The sequence below is a fragment of the Gelidimonas denitrificans genome (assembly GCF_055694065.1).
In genome coordinates, this window is sequence record NZ_CM146350.1 from 830,875 (window position 1) to 847,285 (window position 16,411).

Annotated in this window: 11 protein-coding genes and 3 tRNA genes; 11 read left to right on the top strand and 3 right to left on the bottom strand. The window is 54.9% G+C overall.

What is annotated here, in order from left to right:
- Positions 1 to 27: 27 nt before the first annotated feature.
- Both FKCLFG_RS03910 and fdhF read left to right on the top strand, forming a co-directional pair.
- Entirely contained in the window at positions 28 to 1,746 is a 1,719-nt protein-coding gene (locus tag FKCLFG_RS03910) for an NADH-ubiquinone oxidoreductase-F iron-sulfur binding region domain-containing protein (RefSeq protein ID WP_472614924.1), read from the top strand.
- A 30-nt stretch (positions 1,747 to 1,776) separates the two neighbouring features.
- The gene (gene fdhF, locus FKCLFG_RS03915; RefSeq protein ID WP_472614925.1) at positions 1,777 to 4,647 is read left to right on the top strand and encodes a formate dehydrogenase subunit alpha; all 2,871 of its coding nucleotides are present in this window, start codon (positions 1,777 to 1,779) and stop codon (positions 4,645 to 4,647) included.
- A 153-nt stretch (positions 4,648 to 4,800) separates the two neighbouring features.
- On the opposite strand, the gene FKCLFG_RS03920 is transcribed toward fdhF, so the two are convergent.
- The 3 genes from FKCLFG_RS03920 to FKCLFG_RS03930 all read right to left on the bottom strand — a co-directional run bounded on the left by FKCLFG_RS03920 (position 4,801) and on the right by FKCLFG_RS03930 (position 7,459).
- Positions 4,801 to 4,876: transfer RNA gene (locus FKCLFG_RS03920), tRNA-His, on the bottom strand.
- A gap of 99 nt (positions 4,877 to 4,975) precedes the next feature.
- Positions 4,976 to 5,827: a glutamate racemase gene (gene murI, locus FKCLFG_RS03925; RefSeq protein WP_472614926.1), complete on the bottom strand. Its 852-nt coding sequence runs from the start codon at positions 5,825 to 5,827 to the stop codon at positions 4,976 to 4,978.
- Between the two features lie 93 nt (positions 5,828 to 5,920).
- Complete coding sequence (locus FKCLFG_RS03930; RefSeq protein ID WP_472614927.1) at positions 5,921 to 7,459, bottom strand: fumarate hydratase; 1,539 nt, start codon at positions 7,457 to 7,459, stop codon at positions 5,921 to 5,923.
- Between the two features lie 788 nt (positions 7,460 to 8,247).
- Between FKCLFG_RS03930 and acs the strand changes: the two genes are divergently transcribed.
- The 9 genes from acs (at position 8,248) to FKCLFG_RS03975 (ending at position 16,160) form a co-directional block, all read left to right on the top strand.
- Positions 8,248 to 10,230, top strand: a complete 1,983-nt coding sequence (acs, locus tag FKCLFG_RS03935; RefSeq protein WP_472614928.1) for an acetate--CoA ligase — start codon at positions 8,248 to 8,250, stop codon at positions 10,228 to 10,230.
- 136 nt (positions 10,231 to 10,366) lie between these two features.
- Positions 10,367 to 10,457 (top strand) — tRNA-Ser (locus FKCLFG_RS03940).
- Between the two features lie 266 nt (positions 10,458 to 10,723).
- Positions 10,724 to 10,816: transfer RNA gene (locus FKCLFG_RS03945), tRNA-Leu, on the top strand.
- A 164-nt stretch (positions 10,817 to 10,980) separates the two neighbouring features.
- Positions 10,981 to 12,219 carry a tyrosine-type recombinase/integrase gene (locus FKCLFG_RS03950; RefSeq protein WP_472614929.1) on the top strand — a complete coding sequence of 413 codons (1,239 nt, stop codon included), beginning with the start codon at positions 10,981 to 10,983 and terminating at the stop codon, positions 12,217 to 12,219.
- Positions 12,220 to 12,318: 99 nt separating this feature from the next.
- The gene (locus FKCLFG_RS03955; RefSeq protein ID WP_472614930.1) at positions 12,319 to 13,122 is read left to right on the top strand and encodes a hypothetical protein; all 804 of its coding nucleotides are present in this window, start codon (positions 12,319 to 12,321) and stop codon (positions 13,120 to 13,122) included.
- A 116-nt stretch (positions 13,123 to 13,238) separates the two neighbouring features.
- Positions 13,239 to 13,481: a helix-turn-helix transcriptional regulator gene (locus FKCLFG_RS03960; protein WP_472614931.1), complete on the top strand. Its 243-nt coding sequence runs from the start codon at positions 13,239 to 13,241 to the stop codon at positions 13,479 to 13,481.
- A 44-nt stretch (positions 13,482 to 13,525) separates the two neighbouring features.
- A complete protein-coding gene (locus FKCLFG_RS03965) occupies positions 13,526 to 13,795 on the top strand; it encodes a hypothetical protein (RefSeq protein ID WP_472614932.1) in 270 nt (89 codons plus the stop codon).
- Entirely contained in the window at positions 13,792 to 15,585 is a 1,794-nt protein-coding gene (locus tag FKCLFG_RS03970; RefSeq protein WP_472614933.1) for a DUF927 domain-containing protein, read from the top strand. The genes FKCLFG_RS03965 and FKCLFG_RS03970 overlap by 4 nt, the downstream gene beginning before the upstream one ends.
- A gap of 2 nt (positions 15,586 to 15,587) precedes the next feature.
- Positions 15,588 to 16,160 (top strand): hypothetical protein, encoded by a 573-nt coding sequence (locus FKCLFG_RS03975; RefSeq protein ID WP_472614934.1) that lies wholly within the window; start codon positions 15,588 to 15,590, stop codon positions 16,158 to 16,160.
- The last annotated feature ends 251 nt before the right edge of the window (positions 16,161 to 16,411 follow it).

Here is a 16,411-nt window from a genome sequence, read left to right on the forward strand (position 1 = left end):
AGCAATCATGAAACGGGCCACTCAGGCATGAACCAGACCATTATCCCCATCATCGCAAGCGGGGGCGACAGACAGCGCAAGCGCCAGGCGCCGAAGGGCCGTCGCGTCGATCCTGCTGCGCTGGCCGAGGTGCAGGCGCTGCTCGGTGCGGCGTCGCGTCAGCCCGATCTGCTGATTGAACATCTGCACAAGATCCAGGACCGTTTCGGCTGTTTATCAGCCGCGCATCTGGCGGCTCTGGCGCAAGAGATGCTTTTGTCCCAGGCCGAAGTGTATGAAGTTGCGACCTTTTATCATCATTTCGATGTCGTCAAGGAAGGCGAGAGCGCACCTGCGGCATTGACGGTGCGGGTCTGCGACAGCTTGTCGTGCGAAATGGCCGGCGCGCGCGAGTTGCTGGCAAAACTCCCGCAAATATTAGGCAAAGAGGTGCGCGTGATCGGCACGCCCTGCGTCGGCCGTTGCGAGCAGGCGCCGGTTGCCATCGTTGGGCAAACCCCGGTGCCGCGCGCCAGTTGCGATGCGGTTGCCATCAACGTTTCAGCCCAAGTTGCGGCCAAGGCAGTGCAACCTATCCCGGACGGCTGCATCGACTATGCCGGTTATCAAGCGCAAGGCGGTTATGCGTTGTTGCAGGACTGCATTTCCGGCGTGCGCGAGGTCGAATCGGTGCTCCGGACAATGGAAGGCTCCGGCTTGCGCGGCTTGGGCGGCGCGGGCTTTCCGGCCGGGCGCAAATGGCGCATCGTGCGCGCGGAAGCCGGGCCGCGCCTGCTGGCCGTCAATATCGATGAAGGCGAGCCGGGCACCTTCAAGGATCGGGTCTATCTGGAACGCGACCCGCATCGCTTTCTGGAAGGCATGCTGATTGCCGCATGGGCGGTCGGCATCGATGCAATTTATATCTATCTGCGCGACGAATACCACGCTTGCCGCGCCATGCTGGAAGCCGAACTGGACAAGTTGCGCGCCAACCCGCCGATGCCTGCAATGCCGCAAATTTTCCTGCGGCGCGGCGCCGGTGCCTACATCTGCGGCGAAGAATCGGCGATGATCGAATCGATCGAAGGCAAGCGTGGCATGCCGCGCCTGCGCCCGCCCTATGTCGCGCAAGTCGGCTTGTTCGGCCGGCCAACGCTGGTGCACAACTTCGAAACCCTATTCTGGGTCCGCGAGATATTGGAAAAAGGCGAAGACTGGTTCGCCTCCCACGGCAGAAACGGCCGCAAGGGCTTGCGCTCGTTTTCAGTTTCCGGTCGCGTCAGGCAGCCTGGCGTCAAGCTGGCTCCGGCCGGCATCACAATTGCCGAACTGATCGATGAGTATTGCGGCGGCATGCAGGACGGCCATACCTTCTATGCGTATCTGCCGGGCGGCGCATCGGGCGGCATTCTGCCGGCGACGATGAGCGCGATTCCGCTCGATTTCGATACCCTGCAACCCTACGGCTGCTTCATCGGTTCGGCTGCGGTCATTGTGCTGTCGGATCAGGATACGGCGGTCGGCGCGGCGCGCAACCTGATGCAGTTTTTCAAGCACGAATCCTGCGGTCAATGCACGCCGTGCCGGGTCGGCACCGCCAAGGCGGCCAGTTTGATCGAACGGCCGAAGTGGGCGCAGTTGGACATCGCGTTGCTGGCAGAGTTGTCGAACGTGATGCGGGACGCCTCGATTTGTGGCCTGGGCCACGCGGCGCCGAATCCGATCGATTGCGTGGTCAAGTATTTTCCGCATGAACTGGCCTGACAATTTAGCCTAAAGGCGCAAAGAACCATCATGAATGTGATTGCCAGAAATGAAATGGCGCAGCTTGCAGCGCCGCACGTTACCTTCACGCTGAATGGACGCGAAGTGCATGGCAAGGCGACCGAAACCCTGCTGCAGATCGCCAGCCGCGAAGGTATCGAGATACCGCATCTTTGCTACAAGGAAGGATTGGAAGCGGTCGGCAATTGCCGCTCCTGCGTGGTCGAGATCAATGGCGAGCGGGTGCTGGCAGCGTCATGCTGCCGCAATCCAAGCAACGGCATGGAAGTCACCTCCAATAGCCAGCGCGCCGTTGCGTCGCAAAAAATGGTGCTGGAACTGCTGCTGTCGGACATGCCGGAAACCAGCTATACGCGCAACAATGAAGTCGATTTCTGGAGCCGTGCGCTGGGCGTGGACAAACCGCGCTTTACTACCAGTGCCAGTGCCAGTGCCCGCACCCGCGCCAAAGTCCAGTCCGATGTTTCGCATCCGGCCATCACCGTCAACCTGGACGCCTGCATCCAGTGCACCCGCTGCGTGCGCGCCTGCCGCGACGAGCAGGTCAACGACGTGATCGGGCTGGCTTTTCGCGGCGATCAGGCGAAAATCGTGTTCGACATGGATGATCCGATGGGCGCATCCACCTGCGTCGGCTGCGGCGAATGCGTGCAGGCTTGCCCGACCGGCGCGCTGATGCCGGCGCGCGATGCGGCGCTGGCGAAGCCCGACAAGAGCGTTGCTTCGGTCTGCCCGTATTGCGGGGTCGGCTGCCAGCTGACGTATCACGTCAGGGACAACAAGATCGCCTTCGTCGAAGGGCGCGACGGCCCGGCCAACCACGGTCGCCTGTGTGTGAAGGGACGCTACGGCTTCGATTATGCGCATCATCCGCAGCGCCTGACAGTGCCGCTGATCCGGCGCGCCGATGCGCCCAAACGCGGCGACTTCACGATGGACCCGGAGCGCGTGATGGATGTGTTTCGCGAAGCCAGTTGGGAAGAGGCGCTGGCGTTAGCCGGCGGCACGCTGGCAAAAATCCGCGACACGCATGGCAAAAGATCGCTGGCCGGCTTCGGCTCGGCCAAGGGTAGCAACGAGGAAGCGTACCTGTTTCAGAAGCTGGTGCGGATCGGCTTCGGCAGCAATAACGTCGACCATTGCACCCGCCTGTGCCATGCATCGTCGGTGGTTGCGTTGCTGGAAGGCATCGGCTCCGGCGCGGTATCCAATCCGGTGATGGATGTGACCAAGGCGGAAGTGGTGGTCATTATCGGCGCGAATCCGACCGTCAATCATCCGGTAGCCGCGACCTGGATCAAGAATGCGGTGAAGAACGGCACCAAGCTGGTAGTGTGCGATCCGCGCCGCTCCGATATGGCTAGGCTCGCGCACCGCTTCCTGCAGTTCAAGCCGGACACCGACGTTGCCATGCTGAATGCGATGATGCACGTGATCGTGCATGAGAACCTGGTCGATCAGGAATTCATCGACAGCCGCACCATAGGCTATGCGGAATTGAGAAAGAACGTCGAGGGCTATAGCCCCGAACTGATGGCCCCGATCTGCGGCATCGATGCCGACACCATCAAATATGTGGCGCGGCTATACGCCAACTCCAGGGCATCGATGATCCTGTGGGGCATGGGCGTATCGCAGCATATCCACGGCACCGACAATGCGCGCTGCCTGATCGCGCTGGCGCTGATGACCGGGCAAATCGGCCGGCCCGGCACCGGCTTGCATCCGCTGCGCGGACAAAACAATGTGCAGGGCGCGTCCGATGCCGGCCTGATTCCGATGATGTATCCGGACTACCAGCATGTGACCGATCCGCAAGTGCAAGCCAGTTTCGAACAAAGCTGGCAGCTGCCACCCGGCACGCTGGACGACAAGCCCGGCCTGACGGTGGTGGAAGTCATGCACGCAATCAAGAAAGGCGAGATTCGCGGCATGTACGTGATGGGTGAGAATCCGGCGATGTCGGACCCGGATGCCAACCATGCCCGCGAGTCGCTGGCCGCACTGGATCATCTGGTGGTGCAGGATATCTTCCTGACCGAGACCGCGTATCTGGCCGATGTGATCCTGCCAGCTTCCGCCTTCCCCGAAAAAACCGGCAGCTTCACCAACACCGACCGGCTGGTGCAGATGGGCCGCCAGGCCATTGATCCGCCAGGCGACGCCAGGCAGGATTTGTGGATCATCCAGCAGATCGCACAGCGGCTTGGGCTGGATTGGCATTACGGACATGTCTCGGAAGTATTCGACGAAATGCGGCATACGATGCCGAGCATCGCCGGCATCACCTGGGACCGGCTGGAACGCGAGCATGCAGTGACTTACCCGTGCCGCAATGAAGGCGATCCGGGCCAATCGGTCGTGTTTATTGAAGAATTCCCCAGAGAAACAGGGCGTGCGCGTTTTGTGCCGGCCGACATCATTCCGGCTGCCGAACGCCCCGATGCCGAGTATCCGATGGTGTTGATTACCGGGCGCCAGCTGGAACACTGGCACACCGGCAGCATGACGCGCCGTGCGACCGTGCTGGATGCGATCGAACCAGATCCGGTGGCGCTGGTGCATCCGCTCGACCTGGATGCGCTGGGTGGAAAGCCGGGCGATATCGTGACCATCGAATCGCGGCGCGGCACGGTTTCCCTGTATGCGCGGGCCGATGACAGTTCGCCGCGCGGCGCGGTTTTTGTGCCGTTCTGTTATTACGAAGCTGCGATTAATAAGCTGACCAATGCGGCACTGGACCCATACGCAAAAATTCCCGAATTCAAGTATTGCGCGATTCGCATTTCCCTGGGCGGCGCGGTGCCGCTGCAAGGCAGTTATGGCGGCGGGCAAGCGCTGGATAAGTTGGGTAATAAGTTGGGTAAGCTGGCGAGGTAGCCGAAGTTGCCATCGGCATCACAAAAGCCGCCTTGCGTGGCTTTTTTTCGGGCTCTTTTTAAATTCAAGTTCCAAAAATTGGAATTCACGTTCCAAAAATAAAAAAGAGCTACCAGCCGAAGCGTGTAACTCTTTGATTTAATGCGTATTCTGTGGGGTGGCTGATGGGGCTCGAACCCACGACAACAGGAATCACAATCCTGGACTCTACCAACTGAGCTACAGCCACCACTGTTTTTTGCTTTTCTACGTTGATTTGCAGAAGACGACGATTATATAAATTTGTGCCTTGCTTGTAAATCAAAATATGCACTAGTTTATTTGTTTTCTAGCTGACCGCCACCATTGCAATGCTTGGCTGCAGGTGCAACAGATTGCTTAAAGCGACTTTTAGCGCTGTTTCGTTGCCGGTGGTAAATGTCTGTAGCTGACCCGGGTTGCTGGATGTGTTCAGCAGTTCATGATTTTTGAGGATTCGCTCCAGTTGCAAGGCAATTGGCAGGCCGGTGTCGATGATGGTCACTGGCTGAGACGCGGCGCGGCGGGTTGCATCCTGGAGCAGCGGCAGCACGAAAGGGTAATGGGTGCAGCCGAGTACCAAGGTATCGGCTCCCTGTGCAATCAGTGGCGCGACATAACGCTGCACCAGCAAGGCGGTTGCTGCGGATTGCAGTTCGCCTTTTTCGATCTGGTCGGCCAGTCCGGCACAGGCTTGTGTGAATACCCGTACGCCAGTGCTGGTAGCGATGTGTTCGCTCAGTTGCCTGAATTTGCTGCTGGCAAGCGTGCGTTCAGTGGCGAGTACGCCGATCGCGTTGTTTTTGGTCAGTGCTGCAGCCGGTTTGAGCCCGGGTTCGACGCCGACTAGCGGCAACTGCGGGTAACGCGTTCGCAGTGCCTTAATGGCAGCTGCGGTGGCAGTATTGCAGGCCACTACGATGGTTTTGGCACCGTTCAGCAGCAGGAAGTCTGTAATTGCCAGCGTACGGTTGACGATGAATTGCTCGGTTTTTTCGCCGTAAGGGGCAAAGCCAGAGTCAGCAAAATACAGCAAATTTTCTTGTGGTAACTGGGCCTGGATATGGCGCAATACTGACAGGCCGCCGATGCCGGAGTCAAAAATGCCGACGGGCGCATCTGCTGCCGTAAAAACGCTGGTGCGCACGGAGGAAGTGGTCAAGGGACGATGCGGAAAAGTGTATGGGATTGGATTGCCGGGCGAAGTGGCCGAAAACAATATTCAGTACTTCGTCCGGCGAGGGCAGATCCGTATTTACTTGGTGGTAACTGCGATGTCGCCCACGGAGGTTGCGGCAATCCGGGCTTGCCATTCTTTCGGTCCGGTATCGTGGACTGAGGTGCCGTTAGCATCGACCGCTACTGTGACCGGCATGTCTTTCACGTCAAATTCGTAAATTGCTTCCATGCCGAGGTCGGCAAAGCCAACCACTTTTGCGCTCTTGATGGCTTTCGAGACCAGATAAGCTGCGCCGCCGACCGCCATCAGGTAAGCCGATTGGTGCCGCTTGATCGATTCGATGGCAACCGGGCCGCGTTCTGCTTTGCCGACCATGGAAATCAGGCCGGTTTTTTCCAGCATCATGTCAGTATATTTGTCCATCCGGGTCGCGGTGGTTGGACCGGCCGGGCCAACTGCTTCGTCGCCAACCGGGTCAACCGGGCCGACATAGTAAATCACGCGATTGGTGAAATCGACCGGCAATGGCTCGCCCTTGGCCAGCATGTCGGCGATGCGCTGATGAGCGGCATCGCGGCCGGTCAGCATCTTGCCGTTCAATAGCAGGGTTTGGCCCGGCTTCCAGGATGCAACTTCTGCCTTGGTCAGGGTATTGAGGTCGATGCGTTTGGACTTTTCGGTGTCCGGTGCCCATTGCACTTCCGGCCAGTCCGACAGAGATGGCGGTTCCATGAAGACCGGGCCGGAACCGTCGAGCACGAAATGTCCGTGCCGCGTTGCCGCACAGTTCGGGATCATTGCCACCGGCTTGGAGGCGGCATGGGTCGGATACATCATGATTTTCACGTCGAGCACCGTGGTCAGGCCGCCCAAGCCCTGCGCGCCGATGCCGAGCGCATTGACTCTCTGGAATAGTTCGATGCGCAGTTCTTCAGTCTTGTTCTGCGGGCCGCGTTTAAGCAGGTCGTACATGTTGATGTCTTCCATCAGCACTTCTTTTGCCATCAGCATAGCTTTTTCAGCAGTGCCGCCGATACCGATCCCTAGCATGCCCGGCGGACACCAGCCGGCGCCCATGGTCGGCACGGTCTTCATGACCCAGTCCACCACCGAGTCGGATGGATTGAGCATCACGAACTTGGTCTTGTTCTCGGAGCCGCCGCCTTTGGCTGCGATCTGGACCTCGACTGTGTTGCCGGGTACTAATTCCATGTGGATCACGGCTGGGGTGTTGTCGCGGGTATTTTTGCGCTCGAAAAGCGGGTCTGCCACGATCGAGGCGCGCAACTTGTTTTCCGGATTGTTGTAGCCGCGTCGCACGCCTTCGTTGATGGCGTCGGCGATGGAGCCTTTGAAACCTTCAAACCGGACTTCCATGCCGATTTTCAGAAAAACATTGACGATGCCGGTGTCCTGGCAGATCGGGCGGTGACCTTCGGCGCACATCCGGGAATTGGTCAGAATCTGCGCAATCGCATCCTTGGCCGCCGGGCTTTGCTCCGCCGCATAAGCGCGTCCCAGATGCGCGATGTAGTCGGCCGGATGGTAATAGCTGATGTATTGCAGCGCGCCGGCAACGGATTCAATAAGGTCGTCTTGCTTGATGAAGGTCATGATGGTTCTCGCTTGGCTAAAATTAAGGATTGCTATTCTTTTGGCGTATGCAGGCCGGAATGGGGTTGTGGTCGACAATCATCGGTAGACAGTTGAGCCCAAGAGCTGTCGTGCTGGTGTATGAATGAAAGGTGAATTGTGGGCTCGGTCTGTGGTAATAATTGTAATGAACAGATTTGCAAAAAAATGGATTTTGGAAATTTTTTAACGCGTCGCATGCTAAGCGGAAATTTTTCATGGGTTTCCATGGAAAAATATACTGGCATTTGTATTTTTTAAGTGTCGCTAAAACAATGCGATCAAATCGGTATTTTTATCTATACTCCAACATTAAATTTATTATTTAAGGGCGTTTTGCGCTTGTCTTATGTTTTTCCAAACATCTTTCTATTGTTTCTGAACCAGACGGGATTTTACACTTGCTGGCCACGAAGTCGACACATGGGCGATTCTTGACCCGCTAAAACGCCTGCCGGCGCCGCTCGGCGTGAAACCTAACCCGGGATTGCGCTCAAGTTTTGAGGCGATAAAATCGTTACAACAATGACGAAACGCAATAACGCAGACGGCAAAGCTGGCATAACCATGAATGTGTTTTGGCGAAATTCAGCGGAAAGAAAGAAATAAGCAGAATTTCTCGACTTTATGACACATGCAACGCCAGGTTTTCAAGTACGCATGTTTGTGCTACAGCGTATTGATCGTATGCCCGGTTCCGGATGTGTAAGACTTTAGTAAGAGTAAAAGTCTATGTTATCAACTAAATCATCATCACATGGAGAAGACAAATGGCAGGCATTGAATCCACAAATCAAGAGAGTCGTGTTTTTCTGCCGCCGGCAGAGTTCGTCAAGAACGCCACCATATCCGGCATGGATGCCTACAATGCGATGTGCGCCGAGGCAGAGCAGGATTACGAAGGTTTCTGGGCTAAGTTGGCACGTGAAAACATCCTCTGGCAAAAACCTTTCACCAAGACCCTCGACGAATCCAATGCGCCGTTCTACAAATGGTTTGAAGACGGCCATCTGAACGCCTCTTACAACTGTCTCGACCGCAATCTGGAAAACGGCAACGCCGACAAGACTGCAGTCATTTTTGAGGCCGACGACGGCAGTTCCACCAAAGTCAGCTACCGCGAACTGCACCGTACCGTCTGTAAATTTGCCAATGGCTTGAAATCGCTCGGCGTCAAGAAAGGCGACCGCGTCGTCATCTATATGTCGATGTCGGTCGAAGGCGTAGCCGCCATGCAAGCTTGCGCACGCATCGGTGCCACCCATTCGGTCGTGTTCGGCGGCTTCTCCGCCAAGTCTTTGCAGGAACGCATTATTGATGCCGGCGCCGTTGCCGTTATCACCGCAGATGAACAGTTCCGCGGCGGCAAGCATCTGCCTCTGAAAGCCATCGTCGATGAAGCGCTCGCACTGGGCGGCTGCAGCACGATTCGCAATGTCATCGTCTATAAGCGCACCGGCGGCAATATCAGCATGGTCGAAGGACGCGATCTGTGGCTGCACGATCTGCTACAAGATCAGGCCGAAAGCTGCGAACCGGAATGGGTCAGCGCCGAGCATCCATTGTTCGTCTTGTACACATCCGGCTCCACCGGCACCCCCAAGGGCGTGCAGCACTCGACCGGCGGCTTCCTGCTGTGGGCCATGCTGACCATGAAGTGGACCTTTGATATCAAGCCTGACGACGTATTCTGGTGCACCGCCGACATCGGCTGGGTCACCGGCCATACCTACATTGCCTACGGCCCGCTGGCAGTCGGCGCTACCGAAATCATCTTTGAAGGTATTCCGACTTACCCGAACGCTGGCCGCTTCTGGGACACGATTGCCAAACACAAGGTCAGCATCTTTTATACTGCACCAACCGCAATTCGTTCGCTGATTAAGGCCGCCGATGTAGACCCGAGTGTCGCCCCGGCGCAATACGATCTGTCCAGCCTGCGCTTGTTGGGCTCGGTGGGTGAGCCGATTAATCCGGAAGCCTGGATGTGGTACTACAAAAATATCGGCAGAGAAAACTGCCCGATAGTCGATACTTTCTGGCAAACCGAAACCGGTGGCCACATGATCACGCCGCTGCCGGGTGCGACACCGATGGTGCCGGGCTCCTGCACTCTGCCATTGCCAGGCATCATGACGGCGATTGTCGACGAATCAGGGCAAGACATGCCGAACGGCCAAGGTGGCCTGCTGGTGGTCAAACGCCCTTGGCCGGCCATGATCCGTACCATCTGGAATGATCCGGAACGCTTCAAGGCGAGCTATTTCCCAGCCGAGCTTGGTGGTAAGACTTATCTGGCCGGCGACGGTGCAATCCGCAATCCGGATACCGGTTACTTCACCATCACTGGACGCATCGACGATGTGCTCAACGTTTCCGGTCACCGCATGGGTACGATGGAGATCGAATCGGCACTGGTGGCTAACCCGCTGGTAGCCGAAGCCGCGGTGGTGGGTAAGCCGGACGACACCACGGGCGAATCGATTTGCGCCTTTGTGGTGTTGAAACAGGCACGTCCAATGGGCGATGACGCAAAACGTATCGCTACCGAGTTACGCAACTGGGTCGCCAAGGAAATTGGCCCGATTGCCAAGCCAAAGGAAATCCGCTTTGGCGACAACCTGCCGAAAACTCGTTCCGGCAAGATCATGCGCCGTTTGCTGCGTGTGCTAGCCAAGGGCGAGGACATCACGCAGGACATCTCGACACTGGAAAATCCAGCCATTCTGGAGCAGCTAAAGCAGGCACAGTAATTTCAGTAGATGTGCAAGGAAGCGGTGCATTGGTTAGATGCACCGTTTTAAATTTTAAGATCCCGTCATTAGTTAGCACTGGCAATATTTACGTATTGTTTGTTATAATCTGCGGCTTCGCAAGAGCGAAGATGCAGGAGAGATGGATGAGTGGTTGAAGTCGCACGCCTGGAAAGCGTGTATAGGTTCATAGCCTATCGGGGGTTCGAATCCCCCTCTCTCCGCCACAGTGTTTATAAGGCCTCCCAAGTGGGAGGCCTTTTCATCAGAGGCGGACGCCGTTACTTATATTGTAGGAATCCCCGTTCTATAGACTGGGAAGACGTCAAGTGCTCCGTTGTAGTAAATATGGTAAATATAAAATTTTTGATTTGCGGTAGGTGTAAACAGCTTGTAAAGCTTTTCAGACCGGTTACAATTCGGCCTACTGCTACAGAATCACAAAGCGCCTTAGTCGTTTTATTTCTAGGCAAATTGTTTTAAATGGTTGCATGCCCGGGTGGTGAAACTGGTAGACACATCGGACTTAAAATCCGCCGCTTACCTGAAAAGGAGCGTGCCGGTTCGATTCCGGCTCCGGGCACCAAGAACACCGCAAACGTTAGCTAAGTTTGCCTAAAAGCCCCTAAGAAATCAAACGCTTAGGGGCTTTTTCACGCTTGTAGCGCCAAAGTTTGCCAATTGACACCCACTATTTTTAGGGGCAGTCTTAGGGGCATACAACATCACGAAAATGGTTGCCCCTAAAATATGGCCAGAATCGCCGTCCCCCTCTCCGACATACGGATTAAAAACGCCAAGTCCAAGGACAAACCCTATAAGCTCGCGGACGGCGGCGGTCTGTACTTGGAGATCATGCCGACCGGCTCGAAGCTGTGGCGCATGAAATACAAGCAGGCGACCGGCAAGGAAAGCCGCCTATCGTTCGGCGTCTATCCTGATGTGTCTCTCGTGCAGGCGCGAAAGCAGAGGGACGCGGCGCGAGAACTGAAAGCGACGGGTACCGACCCCGGACAACTCAAGCGCGACGACAAGCAGGCCAAGGCCGTTGCAGGGGCGAATACCTTTGAGCGTGTGGCGTGGGCGTGGCTGGGAAAGACTGCGGCAATCCGTGCGGCGACAACGCAAGACAAGGTAACAAGCTGGTTAAAAAAGGATGTGTTCCCCTTCATCGGAAATATGCCCGTCTCCTCAATCAAGCCGCTTGACGTGTTGGCGGCCGTACAGAAAATAGAAGCGCGTGGAGCCGTCGATTCCGCACATAGTGTAAAGCGGCTATGCGGGCAAATTCTGCGCTACGCCGTGGCGACGGGACTTGCAGAGCGCGACGTGACGATGGATTTAAAAGGAGCATTGTCGGTTGCACCTCAAATACACTACGCTGCCATCACGGAACCAAAGCAGGCCGGGGAGTTGATGCGTTCAATTCATGCATACGCTGGACACCCCTACGCAGTAGCGGCGCTGAAATTATCACCGCTGGTATTTGTGCGCCCCGGTGAATTGCGTTCTGCTGAGTGGGCAGAAATCGACCTGGACGCGGCAGAGTGGCGCATCCCTGGCAGCAAAATGAAAATGAAGATCGACCACCTTGTACCGCTATCCGTGCAAGCCGTGGAAATCCTGCGCAGCGTACACGCCATGACCGGGGGAGATAGATTCGTTTTCCCAAGCATCCGCACCGGCGCACGCTGCATGAGCGAAAACACGATCAATGCTGCATTGCGCAGCATGGGTTACGGCAAGGAAGTGATGACAGCTCACGGCTTCCGGGCGATGGCGCGCACGATCATGGATGAAGTGATGGGCGAACGGGTTGATCTGATCGAGCACCAACTGGCGCACGCCGTCAAAGACCCGAACGGGCGCGCCTACAATCGAACAGCACACCTACCAGCACGCCGGAAGATGATGCAGCGATGGGCCGACTACCTAGGCGGATTGAAGGACGGGGCCGAAGTGACCCAACTCCACGGTAGCACCACATAGATTCACCAGTTTAATCATACCTACCGCGACGGCGAAAAACAAAATTTGTCCTTTATTCTTCTTGCATGGATTCTATTTAAAGAGAAATAAAAAGCCACAATGACTCTAAAATTTGCAGCCTATCACCCATATTTAAGCTACTTTGGAAATGGCAAAAATTTTATAAATAATGACGGTTGCCACATAATTTCTATACATCTTCAACCGAATATGAGCGACAACGGTTTAGCATTATGGCGGTTAGGAAAGAAAGCATTTTCTGCAATGCCAATGTTTGAAAGTATAGAAAAATTCGATCACGAATATAAGAGGTATCGGAATGGAATTAAAGTTCTAGAGGACGTAATAAAAGACTATTCACCGGGGAATCTTGTTTTTAAGAACGAAGATGAAGATGAAAAAATTTTTAATCCTAATTTTGGCGATATGAGATCCAGTCAACTACTAGATACTTATTTTCAATTGGGAATGAGGAATAGTAAAAATTGTGGACATTTGGCCTATCCCTTCTTATTCTCATGTTTAGAAGAAATTGATAACACCTTATGTTTGTTGGAATTGGATATGCGTGCAGGATTAGTGGATGCGATTATTTTTGCGGCGAACTCCTATGCAAATTTTCACTCTATAAATTCAGGGGATGACAGATTACAACAAGCGCGTAGTGACTTGGCTATGTTTGGCGCCATTGAACGATACAAGCGCGACCCTAAGCAAAATGAAAAATCTTTTATTTTAGAATGCTGGAAGGTATGGCAGGCAAAACCTGATCAATATAAAAGCAAAGCCAATTTCGCTCGCGCAATGCTGGACAAGTGCGAGCACCTGACCAGTCAAAAGAAAATAGAAGATTGGTGCAGGGTTTGGGAAAATGCCAAAACCGCCGCTATGCCAGCACAGTGAGCATCATTCCAGCAAAGTGCGCACCGTGCAAGCACAAGGGTTTTTTGATTCAACCGTAACGCCTATCTTGCATCAACCCGGCATCCAGTCCGGTACAAAGCAAAAGATAGGCAACCATGGCAAAGCGTACGGCCCCCCCGGTAGCATCCAGCAAAACCCTGCCCCTAGACGGCATGAGCCGTTGGAATCAGATCGCCCCGTTTTCCCCCTTCAGCCGTGAGAAATACCGGCAACTGGTTCGAGTCGGAAAAGCACCCCAGCCCATCAAATTTTCCGAACGCTGCACGGCCTACCAAAACAGGGAGCTTCATCGCTTTTTTGCAGACCCGCTGAACTATCGTGCAGAGGGTTTTGCATAATGAGCGCGCTGAACCAATTAAAAGAAGCCGTAGACGCAGGTGGCATGCCTGCCAAACGTATCCTGTGGCTCGGCCTGGGCATCACCCCGCAAAAACTCAACGCAATAAAAATCGAAATTAATGACCTGCCGACCGACAACGAATGCCTGTCAGTGGCAGGGCTGGACATTGTGCTGACCTATCGTGGCAACCTGACCAAGTACCGCACTTTGTGGAATATATGCGGGTCATTGCTGCAGGCCAGTCCGCGACGATTGCAAATAGTGGACGTCGACACATACCGCATTGCATTCCTCAAATTGGGGGCGATATGAACCTGGTCGCTACGCCAAAAATGATGATAGAGCCCGCCGAGCCGGACTTGATCGAGATGCGGGAGTTGATCGCAAAAAGCCGTGCCGTTGATTTGATACAGCATGTCGATGGTATTCCAAAAGGTTTTGTAGTATCCAAATCAGGCGTGTTCTTCACCCCCGACAGCACAGAAAAAACAGAGGCGAAAACTATCCGCGTGTGTTCTGAATTGCGCGTCATTGCCTTGAGTCGTGACCGCGCATCCGAGGGATGGGGGCGCGTGATCGAATTCAAGGATGCCGATGGCATTTACCATAGATGGTCAGTTCCAATGGAAATGCTAGCGAGTGATGGTGTAGAAGTGCGGAGGGAGTTGCTGCGCCTGGGGCTTTCAATTGGACCCAGCATGGCTGCTAAAAACAAACTATCTGAGTACTTGATTGAGAGCAACCCAACAATACGAACGCGATGCGTTCAGCAAACCGGCTGGTTTAATAATGTCTTCGTCATGCCTGATAAAACCATAGGCAAAGGTAATGAAGTCGTCTTGTATCAGTCAGAAAGCAAGATCGTCTGCCCATACGCACAAGCCGGTACGCTGGCACAGTGGCGCGATGAAGTGGCGCTTCTTTGTATCGGCAACAGCCGTTTGATCTTTGCCACTTCCGCTTCGTTTGCCGGCATGATCCTGCATCATGCCGGGCAGGAATCAGGTGGCGTTCACTTTGTCGGCAGCAGTTCGACAGGCAAGAGCACTGCGCAATTGGTGGCGGCTTCTGTCTATGGCAGTCCGGTATTTAAAAAAACCTGGAAAAACACCGGCAACGCACTAGAGGGCACATGCGTACTCCATAACGACGCGGCGCTTATTCTGGATGAAATGGCCGAAGTCGAGCCCAAAGAGGTCGGCAGCATCATCTACATGATCGGCAACGGCACAGGCAAAGGAAGAGCCAATCGCACAGGGGATGCAAAGCAGCGGAAAACGTGGCGTTTGATGACCATATCTTCGGGGGAAATTGGACTGGCGCAGCATATGCGCGACGGCGGCAAGATTGTCAGGGCAGGGCAAGAAGTGCGCATGATCGACATTGCAGCCGATGCAGAAGCCGGCCATGGAGTGTTTGAAGATTTGCACGGCCATCAGGGCGGCGCCCCGTTGTCGGATGCTATCAAGGAGGCTACACAAGCGTACTACGGCACGCCTGCAATCGCTTTCTTGGAGCGATTCACCAGTGACCTGAAAACCTTTCCCGCAATGCTAAAGCAGGCAATGAGCGTGTTCGTAGCGAGCAACCTGCCCAGCGGTGCCGGCGGACAGGCAGCACGCGTATGCAACAAGTTCGCGGTCATTGCTATTGCAGGCGACTACGCTACAGAAGCAGGCATTACCGGATGGCAGCAAGGCGATGCAGCAGCGGCAGCGTCAACGTGCTTTCAATCGTGGCTCGACAGTCGCGGCGGTGGTGGCAATCAGGAAAAAAGTGCAATTTTAGCCGGCGTGAAGGCGTTTTTTGAGTCGCATGGGGAATCTAGGTTCTCTGACATGACTGATACGTCCGGCAGGGCAACGATCAATCGAGCGGGGTTTCGCACCGTCAAAACCAAGGGGCAGGAATACTATGTTTTGCCTGAGGCATACCGGCGGGATATATGCGCTGGGTTCGATATGACGACCGTCACCAAGGTTTTGAGGGATGCCGGATGGATTGAGGCGGACAAGGAGGGGAAAGCGGCACAGAGCAAGAACTTGCCGGAAATGGGGAAGACTCGCTGTTATGTATTCACATCAAAAATGTGGGAGGCATAACTATGTGGCTCGATGCGTTCAAACCAAAATCCGCGGAAGTGCAAAAAGTCGGTATTCCCGGTGTTCTGGGTGTTCCGCCATCCCGTAAACTCAATGAATACGCGAGTTTCGCTGGAACACCTGACCGGAAACTCGAAAAAAATGAAGGTGTTCCCGGTGTTCCTGGTCGGACTTCTGGAACACCCAGAACACCACCAAACGCCATGGACAAGACAGGGTGTTCCAGCGATGAACCACCCAACCAGCCCAATGAATACGGTGACTTCCCTGTTTTTGGAACACCGGGAACACCTGGAACACCGCGAAAACACGGTAAGCCAGGAAATAAAGCAGATGCAGCCGAAACGCTGGCCCAATTTCGCTTTGATCATGTCCAGCAAGAGATTGATGCAGGATATCCCGCGGATGAATTGCGGCGCACCAATAACATTGCATGGAAACTGATTACGGCGCGTGGCTTCCTGTTTGATGAGGCGATAACAGCAGCGGCCCAGTGGGTTGTAGATAATCCGCCACACCATGACGAAGCCGCTTTCGTTGACGTGATGGCGCTCTGTAAAGGGATGAAGCAATAGCCACAGTGCAAAAGAAATCAACCCCATTGAAATCGCGCCGAAGAAGTTCGTGCCACGGACGGCGCGGCAAAACTGGCGCGATTTTAATCGTACATCGGTCATCTGGCAGCATACAAAAGGTAGAAGCACATGCATAAAGAAATCAGCATCAACTGGGGCGCCATTGAGACAGACTATCGCGCCGGAGTGAAATCCTTGCGCATCATCGCAGGAGAACGCGGCGTGACCGAAGGTGCTGTGCGCAAACGTTC

Excerpts from the sequence above, each read along its gene's own strand:
- FKCLFG_RS03965 (WP_472614932.1), top strand. The coding sequence starts at position 13,526 with ATGCCTGCCAAACGTATCCTGTGGCTCGGCCTGGGCATCACCCCGCAA.
- acs (WP_472614928.1), top strand. The coding sequence starts at position 8,248 with ATGGCAGGCATTGAATCCACAAATCAAGAGAGTCGTGTTTTTCTGCCG.
- FKCLFG_RS03970 (WP_472614933.1), top strand. The coding sequence starts at position 13,792 with ATGAACCTGGTCGCTACGCCAAAAATGATGATAGAGCCCGCCGAGCCG.
- FKCLFG_RS03950 (WP_472614929.1), top strand. The coding sequence starts at position 10,981 with ATGGCCAGAATCGCCGTCCCCCTCTCCGACATACGGATTAAAAACGCC.
- fdhF (WP_472614925.1), top strand. The coding sequence starts at position 1,777 with ATGAATGTGATTGCCAGAAATGAAATGGCGCAGCTTGCAGCGCCGCAC.
- FKCLFG_RS03930 (WP_472614927.1), bottom strand. The coding sequence starts at position 7,459 with ATGACCTTCATCAAGCAAGACGACCTTATTGAATCCGTTGCCGGCGCG.
- FKCLFG_RS03975 (WP_472614934.1), top strand. The coding sequence starts at position 15,588 with ATGTGGCTCGATGCGTTCAAACCAAAATCCGCGGAAGTGCAAAAAGTC.
- FKCLFG_RS03960 (WP_472614931.1), top strand. The coding sequence starts at position 13,239 with ATGGCAAAGCGTACGGCCCCCCCGGTAGCATCCAGCAAAACCCTGCCC.
- FKCLFG_RS03955 (WP_472614930.1), top strand. The coding sequence starts at position 12,319 with ATGACTCTAAAATTTGCAGCCTATCACCCATATTTAAGCTACTTTGGA.
- FKCLFG_RS03910 (WP_472614924.1), top strand. The coding sequence starts at position 28 with ATGAACCAGACCATTATCCCCATCATCGCAAGCGGGGGCGACAGACAG.